Source organism: Lentilactobacillus hilgardii, assembly GCF_009832765.1.
GTDB classification, from domain to species: domain Bacteria; phylum Bacillota; class Bacilli; order Lactobacillales; family Lactobacillaceae; genus Lentilactobacillus; species Lentilactobacillus hilgardii.
The window spans coordinates 996,892-1,010,816 of sequence record NZ_CP047121.1; the positions used below are offsets into that span (position 1 = coordinate 996,892).

12 protein-coding genes are annotated in these 13,925 nt (G+C 41.7%); 8 read left to right on the forward strand and 4 right to left on the reverse strand.

The window, feature by feature from the left end; all coding sequences use genetic code 11:
* The first annotated feature begins 16 nt into the window (after positions 1 to 16).
* Together GQR93_RS04495 and GQR93_RS04500 are read left to right on the forward strand one after the other, a co-directional pair.
* Entirely contained in the window at positions 17 to 1,327 is a 1,311-nt protein-coding gene (locus GQR93_RS04495; protein WP_003552729.1) for an MFS transporter, read from the forward strand.
* A gap of 297 nt (positions 1,328 to 1,624) precedes the next feature.
* Positions 1,625 to 1,912 (forward strand): hypothetical protein, encoded by a 288-nt coding sequence (locus tag GQR93_RS04500; RefSeq protein ID WP_003552731.1) that lies wholly within the window; start codon positions 1,625 to 1,627, stop codon positions 1,910 to 1,912.
* Positions 1,913 to 2,071: 159 nt separating this feature from the next.
* Here GQR93_RS04500 and GQR93_RS04505 read toward each other — a convergent pair whose 3' ends face one another.
* The 3 genes from GQR93_RS04505 to GQR93_RS04515 all read right to left on the reverse strand — a co-directional run bounded on the left by GQR93_RS04505 (position 2,072) and on the right by GQR93_RS04515 (position 5,657).
* Complete coding sequence (locus GQR93_RS04505) at positions 2,072 to 3,058, reverse strand: matrixin family metalloprotease (RefSeq protein ID WP_003552733.1); 987 nt, start codon at positions 3,056 to 3,058, stop codon at positions 2,072 to 2,074.
* Positions 3,059 to 3,782: 724 nt separating this feature from the next.
* On the reverse strand, positions 3,783 to 4,244 hold the full coding sequence (locus GQR93_RS04510) for a YbaK/EbsC family protein (RefSeq protein WP_003552735.1): 462 nt from the start codon (positions 4,242 to 4,244) through the stop codon (positions 3,783 to 3,785).
* 12 nt (positions 4,245 to 4,256) lie between these two features.
* Positions 4,257 to 5,657, reverse strand: a complete 1,401-nt coding sequence (locus GQR93_RS04515; protein ID WP_003552737.1) for an amino acid permease — start codon at positions 5,655 to 5,657, stop codon at positions 4,257 to 4,259.
* A 781-nt stretch (positions 5,658 to 6,438) separates the two neighbouring features.
* On the opposite strand from GQR93_RS04515, the gene GQR93_RS04520 reads away from it, so the two are divergent.
* Positions 6,439 to 7,410, forward strand: a complete 972-nt coding sequence (locus GQR93_RS04520; RefSeq protein WP_003552740.1) for a CAP domain-containing protein — start codon at positions 6,439 to 6,441, stop codon at positions 7,408 to 7,410.
* Between the two features lie 96 nt (positions 7,411 to 7,506).
* Here the strand turns inward: GQR93_RS04520 and GQR93_RS04525 are convergent, their stop codons facing one another.
* The gene (locus tag GQR93_RS04525; RefSeq protein ID WP_003552741.1) at positions 7,507 to 8,889 is read right to left on the reverse strand and encodes a sugar porter family MFS transporter; all 1,383 of its coding nucleotides are present in this window, start codon (positions 8,887 to 8,889) and stop codon (positions 7,507 to 7,509) included.
* A gap of 817 nt (positions 8,890 to 9,706) precedes the next feature.
* Between GQR93_RS04525 and GQR93_RS04530 the strand changes: the two genes are divergently transcribed.
* The 5 genes from GQR93_RS04530 to hxlB are packed head-to-tail and all read left to right on the forward strand — an operon-like array spanning position 9,707 to position 13,919.
* Positions 9,707 to 10,456: a sugar phosphate isomerase/epimerase family protein gene (locus GQR93_RS04530; protein WP_003552744.1), complete on the forward strand. Its 750-nt coding sequence runs from the start codon at positions 9,707 to 9,709 to the stop codon at positions 10,454 to 10,456.
* A 2-nt stretch (positions 10,457 to 10,458) separates the two neighbouring features.
* A complete protein-coding gene (locus GQR93_RS04535) occupies positions 10,459 to 11,748 on the forward strand; it encodes a hypothetical protein (protein WP_003552746.1) in 1,290 nt (429 codons plus the stop codon).
* Between the two features lie 48 nt (positions 11,749 to 11,796).
* Positions 11,797 to 12,756 carry a sugar kinase gene (locus GQR93_RS04540; protein ID WP_003552748.1) on the forward strand — a complete coding sequence of 320 codons (960 nt, stop codon included), beginning with the start codon at positions 11,797 to 11,799 and terminating at the stop codon, positions 12,754 to 12,756.
* Positions 12,757 to 13,380 (forward strand): orotidine 5'-phosphate decarboxylase / HUMPS family protein, encoded by a 624-nt coding sequence (locus GQR93_RS04545; RefSeq protein ID WP_003552751.1) that lies wholly within the window; start codon positions 12,757 to 12,759, stop codon positions 13,378 to 13,380. It begins immediately after the preceding gene.
* Complete coding sequence (gene hxlB / locus GQR93_RS04550) at positions 13,377 to 13,919, forward strand: 6-phospho-3-hexuloisomerase (protein ID WP_003552753.1); 543 nt, start codon at positions 13,377 to 13,379, stop codon at positions 13,917 to 13,919. The genes GQR93_RS04545 and hxlB overlap by 4 nt, the downstream gene beginning before the upstream one ends.
* The last annotated feature ends 6 nt before the right edge of the window (positions 13,920 to 13,925 follow it).

Here is a 13,925-nt window from a genome sequence, read left to right on the forward strand (position 1 = left end):
ATTTGAGAAAACAAACATGATTAGGGGGCAGATGCCTATGGAAAGACAAATTAGTTTGCAGGGTCGAATTGACCGAACCAAAGAATCACCTTTATTTTATGAGATATTTGCCTTGGTAGCCGGTGGTATGTTTTTGGATGCCGTTGATGTTTACTTGGCAAGCGCGGTGGCAACAACCGTTTTAAAAGATAATTGGTCCACGTTACAATTGAATTCCTATTTTCTGTCAAGTGGCTTTCTCGGATTATTTTTAGGATCAATCATTGCCGGTTTCATTGGTGATTTAAAAGGTCGACGGGTCGCCTATCAAATTAATCTGTTGATGTTTGGTGGCTTTACTTTTCTTGGTGCATTTGCGCCTAATATGGGATTTTTGATTTTCTGCCGTTTAATGTCGAGTATCGGGTTGGGATCTGAAATCGTAACCGGGTATTCCATGATTAATGAATTTGCACCAATACATAGTCGTGGTAAATGGTGTGCAACAACCTCATTGGTTGCCAATTGTGGTGCGCCCGTCACAATGATTCTGTGCAGTGCGATTATTCCGCGATATGGCTGGCGGGTGATGTTTATGGTTGTCGGGATTGTGGCAGCAATTCTCTGGTACCTGCGTCGAAACATTCCTGAGTCTCCGCGCTGGTTAATGGCCCATGACCGGGATGATGAAGCCAGGGCAATTATCGAAAAGCTTGAAGTTAACGGTGTGAATGACGATGTTGACGAGACACCAAAGAAGCATGAAGTTGTTCATCATTCACTATGGATTAGTTTGTTTGTTGCTACAGTTGCCGCTTCGGCAACTATTATCTGTCAGTATACGTTTACGTCCTGGGTACCGACGCTGCTTAGCAATCGGGGCATTAATATTTCCGGTTCACTTTGGATGTCGGCCTTTATGATGGTTGGTGCACCGGTTGGATGTGCCGTGGGTGCTTATCTGGTTGATCGAATCGGTCGTAAAAAGACCATTGCACCGGCATTCTTTATGACTGCAATCTTTGGATTTATGTACGGCCAACAGTCGACTGTCGGCGGGGTGCTTGCCATTGGTTTTATGCTTGAAGTTTGTTTCTATATTTTGATGGCATCGGTTATTGCAGTTTATGTTGCCGAACTTTTCCCGACCAAATTCAGATTCAGAGGGTCCGGGATTGCCAACGGGGCTGCCAAGCTTTTCACGGTTGCCATGCCGATTGTGGTTGCTTGGATGCTTAAAGTTACCAGTGCCGATATGATTTTCTGGGCAATCGGTGGGATTGCATTATTTGCCGGGATTGTCGTTTGGGTATTTGGTGATGAAACAAATCAAAAGGACATTGGCTAAGTAGCTGTATTAAAAATTGATTTGTTATTGAAATAAACGAGTTTTAGAGCAGTTACTGTTATCTCAAACTTTCAAAATAATCAAAAAGTCCTCAAGATGAGGTATGAGGTATACCGCCAAAGTTAAAAAAACTTTAGCGGTATTTTTTGTTTAAGTATGTTGTAAATTAACACTTGAGAATATAATATAGGTGGTAATTAGATTATGGCATTAAAATTTAAATACCTTATTATTGTTTTGATGCTTATTTTTGATATGATGTTTTTAAACTATTTTGAAAGCAAAGGGGACCTCTAAATGAAAAAGTCACAACTCTCTGATCGAATAAATGAAGCATTTATTGCTTTTAACCGTGAAGCTTCGCATCATGCAGACAATACCTATGTTGCTCGGCTGGATAACAATGACGCTGTCTCTGTGATTGCTATTCCGTATGGAGATCCTCATAAACCGTACTTGATTCCACAAGACTTTTCGAAATTACTCGATGATGTTGCAGATAAAGCATATGCTGCTGAAACGGGTGCGTTTTCACAGCTTAAAGCATTGGAATTGGAAATTTCGAAACAGGGTGTCGAAGAATAAGGCTTACTCAATAGACCACAAATAATAGCGTATCACTGATTATAACTTAAAAAGTAATCAGTAATACGCTATTTTAAAATGGTCATAAAGATTGGCGACTTCAACTAAGAACGAGTTTTCAAATTAATCGTTGAGTGTCTTAATCGGCTTTATCTCGGATTATTGCTTGTTATACAAATACTTTAAGGTATTTATGTCAGCTTCTGTAATTTTCTGGGTATAAGGATCTTTTTCGTTTGGATACATCACATCATTTTCGTCGGTACTATGGGCAAGTCCTAAAGCATGGCCCATTTCGTGAACAGCAATAAACTGTGTATAGGCATAGTCAAAATTAAACTTGATTGCCTGCTCAGGCAGAATGCCGATCACCGCGGATTTCATCGCGTAAAAACCTGCTGGGTTTCTGGTAGTAGCACGTTGAATATAGGAAATGCCAACCGTATGAGCATCGACACCATCCGAATTCGATGCCACATTGGTGATCTTGATGTTTGCGTTATTATAATCAGAAGTTTCGGACAGATTAACAACATTGACACTGTTCCATTCTTGAATGGCCGAATACCAAAGTGCCTTTTCGGAATTGTTCATTTTTGGATAGAAGGCATAGGTAATATTGCTTGATGCCCAGCTAACGCCCTGGTCAGGCGTGTAAGATTTTGCCGGATCTTTGACAGGGGTTTTAACCGGAGTTGTCGTACTTGAACTGCTTGAGTTCGTGACGCTGGTGGTCGTTTCGGTTGTTGTAGGTGTCGTCGTAGTTGTGGTTGTAGCAGTAGGTGAGCTGGCCTTTGTCAGGTAGCTGCTTTTAACCCAACCCTTTAAGTTATTACCTTTAACATAGCGATAGGTCTGGTATTTGCCACTCACCTTTATTTTACGTTGATATTGACTGGTGAAAACAACTTTTTGATGGGTTTTTAGTTTGAATAATTTCTTGCCCAACTTGGCCGTATAAGCATAAGCCTTATTTGAAACGTTGGGCTTAACCCAATATTTTGTTGGCTTTGTTTTGACGATCTGAGTTGTTTGTACCTTGGTTTTTGCTTGAACAGGCTGTGTTGAATGAGCCGTTCCAAACGTTCCTAATAATGTTGTTGCTAAAGTACCTAAAATGAAATAAAGTAATTTATTATGCTTCATCTTTTTGTGCAGTCCTTTCTTGATGTTAGAATTTCGAGCACGAAAATGATTAGAAATGATCTATTCTTAATGCCCCTTATATAATAATAATTATACTCAAAATCTGTTAAAGTTGCGAGAACGAAACCGCGGTTCTGCAAAAATAAGGACAAACTAAAAACTGCCGGCGATTGAACACGGCAGTTTGACCACATTAGGCGTTTAAAATGATACTAATTGATTGGGTCTGCACACTTTAGGACTGCTCCGCTAACCATAAACCTGCATGTAAGCTAACAGCCATCAAATTCCAAAACTAGGAATTAGCTGCCTGTCAACTTACACTCCGGTTTATCCCGGTTAGCTCCGAACACTGATCTAGGACTGCTCCTCAAAGCAGTATTCTGCACATAAGGGATTCTTTTCAAAAATCCAAGATCGGGATTTCCGAAAAGAACGCCTTATGCTCCGAATACTAACCGCTTTGCTCCACACACTGGATTAGGACTGCTCCTCAAAGCAGTATTCTGCACATAAGGGATTCTTTTCAAAAATCCAAATTCAGGATTTTAAAAAAGGACGCCTTACACTCCGAACGTTAACCGCTTTGCTCCGCACACTTTTAGGACTGCTCCTCAAAGCAGCATCACTCCTCATAAGGGATCAAATTGAAAAATCCAAAGTCGGGATTTCCCAATTTGACGCCTTATGCTCCGGATGCTAACCGCTTTGATCCACACACTTGTTATTTGCTTACCTTTACCCACCTCACCGGGTGGCTCAATTCTGTTAATTCCGTCAGTGATAGTTTTAGTGCATGATACTCGTCACCGGCAGCCGGATATAGCCACAAAAGTCCTCTTAGCGACGTATCGAGATAGACCGGTAGATCGTTTTCCAAACCGATGGGATTGACACCGCCTACAGGATATCCGGTTGATTGTTGAACTTCATCAGGTGGCAGTAAATGTGGTCGAACGTGAAATTCTTCTTTGAAATGATGATTGTCCAAGCGGGCATTGCCGCTAAGAACGATCACGATTGGTTGATCATTAACGTTTAGTACCAATGATTTCGCAATTGCATCCGGATCAACGTGCAAAACTTCGGCAGCTTCGTTGACTGTTGCGCCGGTTGAGGGTAGGTCGATGTAACGGTCTCTTAATTGATGATAACTTAACTCGTTTTTCAGATCGATTAAACTCATGTTAATAACCTCCTATAAGGAATCCTGGGAATCTGCCACATCCAATTTTTTTTGTCGATAAGCCAGCAATACGTTAAATCCAAGGGCCCACACGAGTGCTCCGACAGCCGGCAAAATCGAGGACGGGTTGAAGAACAGACTGGCAAAAATTGCTAGGAAAAAGGCAATCGTGAGTGGATTTGACCAGCGATATTGTGGCATTTTAAAGCCATCCAGTTTGAAATCACCGGAGTGGCGATACCTATAATGAGCGACCATTGTTAAAATACATACCAGAATATAAATGTCACTTGAAACCGAAGCGATGAATGAAAAGGCCACACCCAAAGAATTAAATGAACTAATAATAGGTGCCAAAATCATCATCAATGCCGAGAAGAGCACGCTCGTAATCGGAATACCGTTTTTGGAGACTTTTGTGAAGAATGTCATTCCTTTTGATGGTGATTCTTCGGCTAGTTGATACAAGTGGCGACCGGTTGAGAAAATTGCGCTGTTCAAAGTGGAGCAGGCTGCCGCAATGACAACTAAATTAATGATTTGTGAGGCAGCAGGTAAGCCGGCTAATTTAAAGATTTGAACAAACGGGCTTTCATTAGGATTCAATGTGTTCCATGGGGTGATGGCCATAATGATGATTAATGAGCCTATATAAAATAGGAGAATTCTGCCAATGATCTGGTTGACAGCATGCGGTAATACTTTTCTCGGCTGTTTGGTTTCCGCGGTTGTGATTCCGACAAATTCCATCCCTTGAAAAGCAAAGAAGACCATTGGAAAAGCATTAATAAATTGATGGGCACCATTTGGAAACAGCGAGAAGTGGTTAAAAATATTTCCCCAGGAAGCTTGAGTACCCGCCGGATTTCGGTGATTAGTGACTACTAAATAGATTCCGATGACAATTAAAGCGATAATGGCTAAGATCTTTATTCCGGATAGAAGGGTTTCGGATTTCCCAAATGAACTGACCATCGCCATGTTAACGGCGGTTAGGATCAACAGAAAAGCGAGTTGGATAATCCAGGCAGGAGTACCGGGAAACCAGTATTTGACATATGTGGAAATGGCAGTGAGTTCGGCCATGCCGGCTAAAACCAATTCCAGCCAATAACTCCAAGCAGCAAAGTATCCCAGCCTTGGGTTAACGTATTTCCCGATAAAAGATACAAAAGTATGCTGTTCCGGATCAGCGTACATCATCTCACCGATTGCCCGCATCATAAGGAAGAAAAAGATCCCGATAATGAGATACACAAACAAAATTGATGGACCTGTTCGGTGAATCGTGCTTCCGGCCCCTAAAAACAGGCCGGTACCAATTGAGCCGCCAAACGCAATCATTTGGACGGCCAGGTTTGAAAGGCCCCGGATTGTACCATCTTTATTAACTTCAACTTCATTTTTAGCCATGACTTATTTCTACTCCAATCTACAGTGTCAAAAACAAACAAAAACGCCCCTACAGAAAATCTGCAGGGACGTTTAAGCGCGGTACCACCCGAATTCGTGATAACTTTACAGCCATCACCTCAGAAACTCGTTAACAATCAGTGTGCGGAACAAAGCGGTTAACGTTCGGAGTGTAAGGCGTCCTTTTTTAAAATCCTGAATTTGGATTGTTGAAAAGGATCCCTTACATGTAGAACGTTGCTTTGAGTAGCAGTCCTAGAAAAGTGTGCGGAGCTAACCGGTTAGTACCTAGAGCGTAAGGCGTCAAATTGGAGAATCCCGAATTTGGATTTTTCAATTTGATCCCTTACGTGGCGTGGTACTGGTTAGCGGAACAGTCCTAGAAAAGTGTGCGGAACAAAGCGGTTAGCACCCGAAGTATCACCTAATTATCTACTAAAGTCTGAGACGGTAACGTGTCTTAACGTAGGCATCGCTTTCACGTGCCTAATGCTCTGAGCTCATCTTCGCAATGACCATATCTACTGCATTTCACCAAATAGCAGTTCTCTTTAAAGAAATAGGCAATTGTTACTCTTCTCATCATCACATTTGTATTGAACTTTTACACATTATACTATCATGGTATTTTAATATTTCAAGTCAAATCGATAAAAAATAGACCTATTGGCGATAGAAATTCTCTATGGTCAATAGCCGATCATTGAAGTAGAATAATCCTATAACCGTTATCGAATGTCAAAGGACGGTTAATGATCAATATCTGAGGGGATGGGTTTTTATGAAAAAAAGTATGGTAAAGGGTGCATTGCTTCTTGCTCTTGGGGTTACAGCGTATATGGGAGTATCAATGACTGGTCAAACCGCTTCTGCAAAAAGGCAAGTGAAGGTTGTGAAAACCACAAAACTGACAGGGGCGGATTATCACGTTAGTGGCGGCTACCTGTATTCGAGTGTTAAGCTAACTAAGCGCGTACATAGTGCCAAAAACTATCAGAGAACATTATTCTTCTCGAATCGGCGGGTAACGGTCAGAAAATCAAACGGACATCAAGCAAATTATCAATATATTGTTTCCCGGAATGGCAGGATTCATGGTTGGATTTGGACAGGAAATTTGAAAAAAGTATCGAATATGTCAAATACGTCTAAAAAGGGAGCAACAACCCCAACCAGCACCGGTTCGACCGCTAATGATCAGACAAATTCTTCGAGTGCCGATTCGGCTTCATCAGCCAGTTCAACAGTAACCGTAACGGTGACAAGTCCGTCATCGACCAGTTCAACCTCCAAGAAGTCGGCTAATCCGACAAACGCATTTTCATTGACCGATTATCGGGCAAGCTTTATGAAATATTTGAATCAGGAAAGAGCTAATAGGGGACTTCAACCGTATATTGAAGATCCAAATTTGGATGCGTTGGCTCAACAGCGATCGACACAGTTGATTACTAATTTCAGTCATTTTGATACACAGGGCAATGCCATTGCGGATGAATCCGCCACGCAATTTGGTGTTGGCAACTTTGGTGCCGAATGTATTGCCCAAAATGTTTGGGATGACGACAGTACCAGTGATTCAGTAGCTAAAAACGATGTCCATGAGTACATTTATGACGATGCTGCCTCAAATTGGGGACATCGCGATATTTTACTTAATACCGACTTGAAGTCTATTGGAATGGGTGCCACATTACATGAACACACTGATGGCTTTATGGCAACATGGACAGCTGCAGATTTTGGGTATTGAGGTTGTTTAACTTAATAAAAAATGACCAATTGTTTATCAGCCGATTAATAACGGCAAAAACAATTGGTCATTTTTATACTGAATTTACGTGAATGATTAGTTGGCGCTCTTTTTCAAAGCAGCCTTTTGACGCATTTCCATTTCGATATCTTCAAGCGTCTTGCCACGGGTTTCCGGTACCATATAGATAACAAAGAAGATTGACAGAACGGCGAAAAAGGTAAAGACAGCGAATGGACCACCGACGTTGTTATGGAACATGCTTAACAATACCAAGAAGAATTGAGAGACAATAAAGTTCCCGATCCAGTTGGCGGCTGAACCGATTGAGTTACCAACGCCACGAACGTTCAATGGGAAGATTTCACCCAACATCAACCAGCAAATCGGTCCCCATGAAACGGCAAAGCCAAAGATGTAAATGGCGATTAGGATCATGGTTGGGACCGCTGCGGCTTGAACAGTCAATGTGAAGTTCAAAACGGACAGGGTGCCGATTGAAACAGCCATGACGATAGAGCCGAAAAGCAAAATTGTTCGACGGTTAAATTTGTCCATGATCTGGTAGGCCAAGAGCGTGCAGAGGAAGTTAACAACCCCTATGCCGACTGAAATCCAGATGGCGTTTCCTTCAGCAAATCCAAAGCCTTTAATGAAGACTTGTGGTAAAAAGTAGATCACTGAATTAATACCGACTAATTGTTGCAAAAGCATTAAACCAATCGCAACGATGACAGCCGGGCGAGCAAAGGTAACCAGCTCTTTCCAGCCGCCTCTGGGTTGGTTGGCGACTTTTTGAATATCGGTTAATTCTTTATCGGGATCTTCATTGGTGTTCTTACGTAATTCATGCAGAACGTCGCGAGCTTCATCAACGTTTCCTTTTTCAACAAGGTAACGTGGTGATTCCGGTAGAATTAACGAACCGATAAAGAGAATGGCAGCAGGGATCAAGGCGGATCCAAGCATCCATCGCCAATCACGAATGCCTAACAGGTTGTGATGAAGAAACCCCAGGTTGGAAACATATGCCAGTAAAATACCAGCCGTAATCATAAGCTGAAACATGGTCCCAAGCGATCCACGGTGAGGGGCGTCAGCTAATTCTGCCAAATAAGCAGGCGTTAAAGCTGAAGCTGACCCAACGGCAAATCCTAAAATGATTCTGGCCGTGACCATCGAAGCAAATCCAACGGCGGTCATCGAAAGACCGGAGCCAAGCAAAAATAGGATAGAAGCAACCAATAATAATCGTTTACGACCAAACCTATCAGATAGTGTCCCAATAGATAGGGCACCGATTGATGAGCCAATTAAAACGGATGAGGTGATGAATCCGGTTTGCTCAATGTTTAAACTAAAGTCATTTTCGATTAATGAGGAGGCACCAGAAATAATACCAGTATCAAATCCAAATAAAAGGCCTCCTAAAGCACCGAAAACAAAGATGAAAAAGATGCTTAAATGTTTCGCACGCATGTAAATCCCCCCTAAACCAGAATGTAAAAAGATTTTAACGATTTCTAATTGTAAACCCTCTCATCATAAATGCAAGCGCTTGCAATAGTACCGCATCTGACAATGAAAGCTAATAACCGCTAGTGACGCAAATCATTTCCCTTCTTTTGAAAAATAGTTAGTTACAATTAATTAGCATTTACAGGATTATTATTGCACAGATGCCTCTTTTTTCAATTAAATAGATTGGGAATTTATTAGGGAATTATTTTGCGCGGTGATAATGATTCTTAAATAAGTATGATTTTAACAATCTGCCTTCACCGCGTATGCGAAAAGTCAGGCTTAGTTCATCAGATTTACAGTTAATATTTGTTAGGAGAAACACCCTTACTTTTATAGTGGGGTAATTATAGGGTCAATGTTCAAGCACGAAAGCGCTAAAACATATTTGAACCGGCAAAGATACCTAACAATGGGTAGGGAAGAATACGTTAACTGTGAGTGATTAGTCATAACAATACCCCGGTGAACCATTAACATGAGTTGTGTTATCAATTTTGCAAATGCGATAATGTGGCTTTTCGTATGATTAATCAAAAAATGCCGTGACCAAATCGAGTTAATGAATTCGATTTGATAACGGTTTTTATCATGGTGTGATTTTCTGTTAATTATACGAATCAATGTAAACGATAACCTAAAATAGTTGTATAGAAATTCCTTTTGGTTAAAGGATTAAATAGTAGTTGACTTTATTTAGGTAATCGTTTACCATAACTATCGTGAACAATTGATAGTTGGGTTTAACCAGTAAAAGTTAACGGAGGAAATCGTGATGACGCTGATCTTAAACACATGGATTTTTGAACAGGATGTTAAAAATGGGACACCTCAGGCAGAGTTGGTCGACAGGACCGCTAAGCTCGGTGCAGATGGTATTGAAGTTCGACGGGAATATTTTACGGATTTGGAAACAGAAACAGCGGCCGTTGGAGAGAGGGCTAAGGCCAATGGCTTAATGGTGACTTATAGTGTACCGGACGAATTATTTTTTGAAGATGGTCAGTTTAACCCCAAGTTAACCACCTATTTTGATGAGGCTAAGGCGATGGGCGTTTCAAAAATTAAATTTAATACAGGACGATTTGATCGCTATCAGGGAAATCTAAAACTGGACTTGAGTCGTTTACCTTTGAATGAGATTGAAATGAATGTTGAAAATGATCAAACTGAGGCTTCAGGAAATGTTGCACCGATTAAGGCTTTCCTTGAGGCAACTGGAAAAGTTGCTTTTAATCAGATTGGTTATGTATACGATCTTGGAAACTGGGCGTTTACAGGTAATGATGCGATTCAAAGTGCCAAAGCTTTGGCGGCTTATACAAACTACATTCATCTAAAAAATACCGTGAGCGATCATGGGGAACTGAAAACATCGGCAGATCTGAATACCGGGATTTACGATTGGAAGCGTATCTTGAATGAGCTACCTAATGATGTGCCGATCGCTTTGGAGTTCCCGATGGCAACCGATGAAAAAATTGCAGCGCAGATGGCCATTTTGAAGGCCGGAGCGGAGGGATAGTCATGGTTTCAACAATAAGTGCGATTTTATTATTAATGACGTTTGCAATTTTTATTGTTTACATCGTTAAAGGCGGCAACCTGATGATCGGCTTTTTCGTCATGGCAATTGTCTGGTCGATTGTTGGCATGGTTCCCGCCGATCAAGTGATTCAAAAAGTTTTTGCCGAACCGGCGTTAAATTATGCGCCAACAATTATTTATATTGTATTTGGTTCATGGTTTGGTCGGGTATTGGTAGACAGTGGTATTGCCCCAGCGATTTCCGAACAAACTAATAAAGTCGGTAAAAAGCATCCTTTCTTGGCTGCAATACTTGTCCTATTGGTCACGGCATTCATATTTGTCAGTGCATACGGTGTTGGTTCAGTGATTGCGATTGGCGTGATTTTACTGCCGATTATGTTATCTGTGGGGATTCCCAGAGATTTGGCATTATCGGCTTTTACAATGGCGATTGGTGCACCAATGTATTTAAACGTTGTTTTGTATAACCAGATTAAAGCATTCTTTCCAACAGCTGTCTATGGTGGTAAATATCTTGTCTTTGGTTGGGCAGCAACTGCAGTCCAGCTAGCTGCCGTTATTATTTTTCTCTTCTTTAACCGCAAGCGCTTTGATCCGACTAAGGCACAGGAAAACTTGGAAATTATTGGTGCGGAAGATAACACAGCTTCAATTGTTAAAGTACCGAAAATTGCCTTTATCGTTCCGGTTATTCCTGTTTTAATGAATATGCTTTTTAGTTGGGATGCCATTCCGGCACTCATCTTGGCCACACTGATTGCAATGCTGTTCACAGGAAAGTTCAAAGGGTATCAGAAGTTTGTTGACTTCTTGAACAGTACGATTCAACAATCAATTTCAGACATTGCCGGTCTGGTTATGTTTTTAATGGCCCTAATCATGTTCAGTGGGGCTGCTCAGATGGATGCCGGCCGGTTTAAACCGATTTTTGCCGCTATTCTACCGCACAACCATTTGATTTTAGCCGTTGCAATCGGTATCTTGGCACCGTTGGCATTGTTCCGTGGCCCGTTACATGTTTGGGGTGCCGGTGCGGCAACGGCTGCCGTACTTTCCGGAACCGGTCTTTTCAATGATGCCTTTTTACTGCCATTGTTGTATGTACCTTCAATTATGGCGGTGTCAACCGATTTGACCCAATCTTGGAATGTATGGGGACTGAAATATATGAAAGTCACATCAACAGCATTCCTTAAAAATGGTGTTTTTCTAATGTGGGTGGTGTCGATTATTAACGAAGTCCTTGTCTATTACTTCTTCGGATAAGCCGTTAATGGAATCGTAGTCAATTAACTTAAAGTGAGGAATTAAAATATGAGTGAATTAATAACAATTGGTGAACCGATCGTCACCTTTGCGTCCAAGCAACCGGATGTGTCATTGATTGATGCAACCGAATTTACCAAAATTATGGGTGGTGCCGAATTGAATGTTGCCATTGGGGCGACCCGTTTGGGTCATTCAACGGATTACATTTCAAGAGTGGGAAACGAACCATTTGGTGATTACGTCATCAAAACGATTTTAAGTCATGGTGTCGGGACAAAATATATTTCCCGTGATCCAAAGTATTGGACCGGTCATCAACTGAAAGAGCTGGTGACAAAAGGAGATCCGCAAACGTACAATTATCGAAAAGGGTCGGCTGCGGCTCATCTGTCAAAAGACGTTATTGAAAAAGTGGATTTGAATGGCGTCAAAATGGCTCATATGTCGGGAATCTTTCCTGCTATTTCAGAGATGGCCGAAGAAACTTTTCGAACATTGCTTGAGAGGCTGATTCAAAAAGAGATTACCATTACGTTTGACCCCAACTTAAGGCCGGCACTTTGGTCAAGTCGGGAAAAAATGATTCGCACAATTAATGAGTTGGCCGGGTCAGCAGATATCGTGTTACCGGGCGTTGAAGAAGGCAAAATATTGCTTGGAACGGATGATCCTGAAAAAATTGCCGATTTTTATTTAAAAGGACAGAGAACAAAAGCGGTCATTGTGAAAGTTGGATCAGCCGGCGCCTTTGTCAAAACGGCTGAAGGTGAACGGTATGATGTTCCGGGCTTTAAAGTGAAACAAGTCATTGATACAGTTGGTGCCGGTGACGGCTTTGCACTTGGTGTTATTACAGCCTTACTGGAGGGACTGAACTTGAGATCGGCTGTGGTACGCGGCAACGCTGTGGGTGCTCTGCAGGTTCAAACGTATGGGGATAATGATGGCTACCCTGACCAGAAACAATTAAAAGCCTTTTACCAAAAAGAAGGAGTGACGGAATAGATGAAATTACAAGTTGCAATAGATCGTGTCTCGTTGGATTATGCATTGGATTTAGCTGCTAAATTGGATCAATTTGTCGATATTGTTGAGTTTGGGACTTCACTCGTTAAAGATTACGGGTTGGTTGAAATTGGTAAAAGAAATCCGGATTTGTCCCATGCACAATTATTGCTTGATCTAAAAACGTTTGATGAAGGTCCCTATGAGTTTGAAAAGGGATTTGATGCAAAAGGGGACATTTTGACGGTTATGGGAGCAGCTTCAACTGACACGCTCAAGGGCGTTTACGATGTTACCCGTAAAAGACAGGGTGAGATGTTTATCGATTTGATGGAAACCAGTGATGAAAAGACCACCCAAATTGTCGACTTTGAAAATGCTGTTTATGGGATTCACCACTCGCACGATGCCGCAATCGGGTTTGATGCTGTTTCAACGGTCGCAGATTTTCATAAAAAGTTCCCGGCAGTTAAACGCATTTCAGTTGCTGGCGGCATTGATTTGGAAACGGCCAAGAAGCTTGCTGAACAGGGAATTGCAGAATCAGTGATTGTTGGCAGTAAGATTATTAAAACAGATGATCCGGTAGCTAGTGCAAAACAATTTATGGAGGTCATTAAATGAGCTTAGTAGAACAGGTTATGGGCGAAGTTAATCAAGTAATGGGCATGATTGACGAACAACAATTGAAGGATGCCGAGGGCGTTATTCAAAAAGACAAACGGATTTTTGTTCTGGGTGCCGGACGATCAGGATTAATGGCTAAAGGATTTGCAATGCGTTTAATGCACATTGGCTACACGGTGTATGCCATTGGGGAGACCATCACACCATCAATTCAGGCCGGTGATGTCCTGGTGGCAGTTTCCGGTTCCGGTAAAACATCCAGTATTTTGGAATTAACCGAAAAAGCCAAGAATGACGGTGTCAAAGTTGTAGCCGTTACCAGCCATTCTGATTCTCCATTGGGAAAACTGGGCGACGTGACAATTGTGGTTCCAGGTGCAACCAAAGCCGGCGATGGGGTTAAATCAATTCAGTTATTAAGTACATTGTTTGATCAAAGCGTTCACATTACTTTGGATGTACTCTGCCTCATGTTGAGCCGTCGAGATCATGTTTCTAATGATACGGCAAAGGCAACTCACTCAAATTTGGAGTAAGATCCT

Bases quoted from the DNA above. Each gene is read 5' to 3' on its own strand.
- hxlB (WP_003552753.1), top strand. From the start codon at position 13,377: ATGAGCTTAGTAGAACAGGTTATGGGCGAAGTTAATCAAGTAATGGGC.
- GQR93_RS04515 (WP_003552737.1), bottom strand. From the start codon at position 5,657: ATGGCTAAAAATGAAGTTGAAGTTAATAAAGATGGTACAATCCGGGGC.
- GQR93_RS04540 (WP_003552748.1), top strand. From the start codon at position 11,797: ATGAGTGAATTAATAACAATTGGTGAACCGATCGTCACCTTTGCGTCC.
- GQR93_RS04535 (WP_003552746.1), top strand. From the start codon at position 10,459: ATGGTTTCAACAATAAGTGCGATTTTATTATTAATGACGTTTGCAATT.
- GQR93_RS04525 (WP_003552741.1), bottom strand. From the start codon at position 8,889: ATGCGTGCGAAACATTTAAGCATCTTTTTCATCTTTGTTTTCGGTGCT.
- GQR93_RS04545 (WP_003552751.1), top strand. From the start codon at position 12,757: ATGAAATTACAAGTTGCAATAGATCGTGTCTCGTTGGATTATGCATTG.
- GQR93_RS04530 (WP_003552744.1), top strand. From the start codon at position 9,707: ATGACGCTGATCTTAAACACATGGATTTTTGAACAGGATGTTAAAAAT.
- GQR93_RS04500 (WP_003552731.1), top strand. From the start codon at position 1,625: ATGAAAAAGTCACAACTCTCTGATCGAATAAATGAAGCATTTATTGCT.
- GQR93_RS04505 (WP_003552733.1), bottom strand. From the start codon at position 3,058: ATGAAGCATAATAAATTACTTTATTTCATTTTAGGTACTTTAGCAACA.
- GQR93_RS04495 (WP_003552729.1), top strand. From the start codon at position 17: ATGATTAGGGGGCAGATGCCTATGGAAAGACAAATTAGTTTGCAGGGT.
- GQR93_RS04520 (WP_003552740.1), top strand. From the start codon at position 6,439: ATGAAAAAAAGTATGGTAAAGGGTGCATTGCTTCTTGCTCTTGGGGTT.
- GQR93_RS04510 (WP_003552735.1), bottom strand. From the start codon at position 4,244: ATGAGTTTAATCGATCTGAAAAACGAGTTAAGTTATCATCAATTAAGA.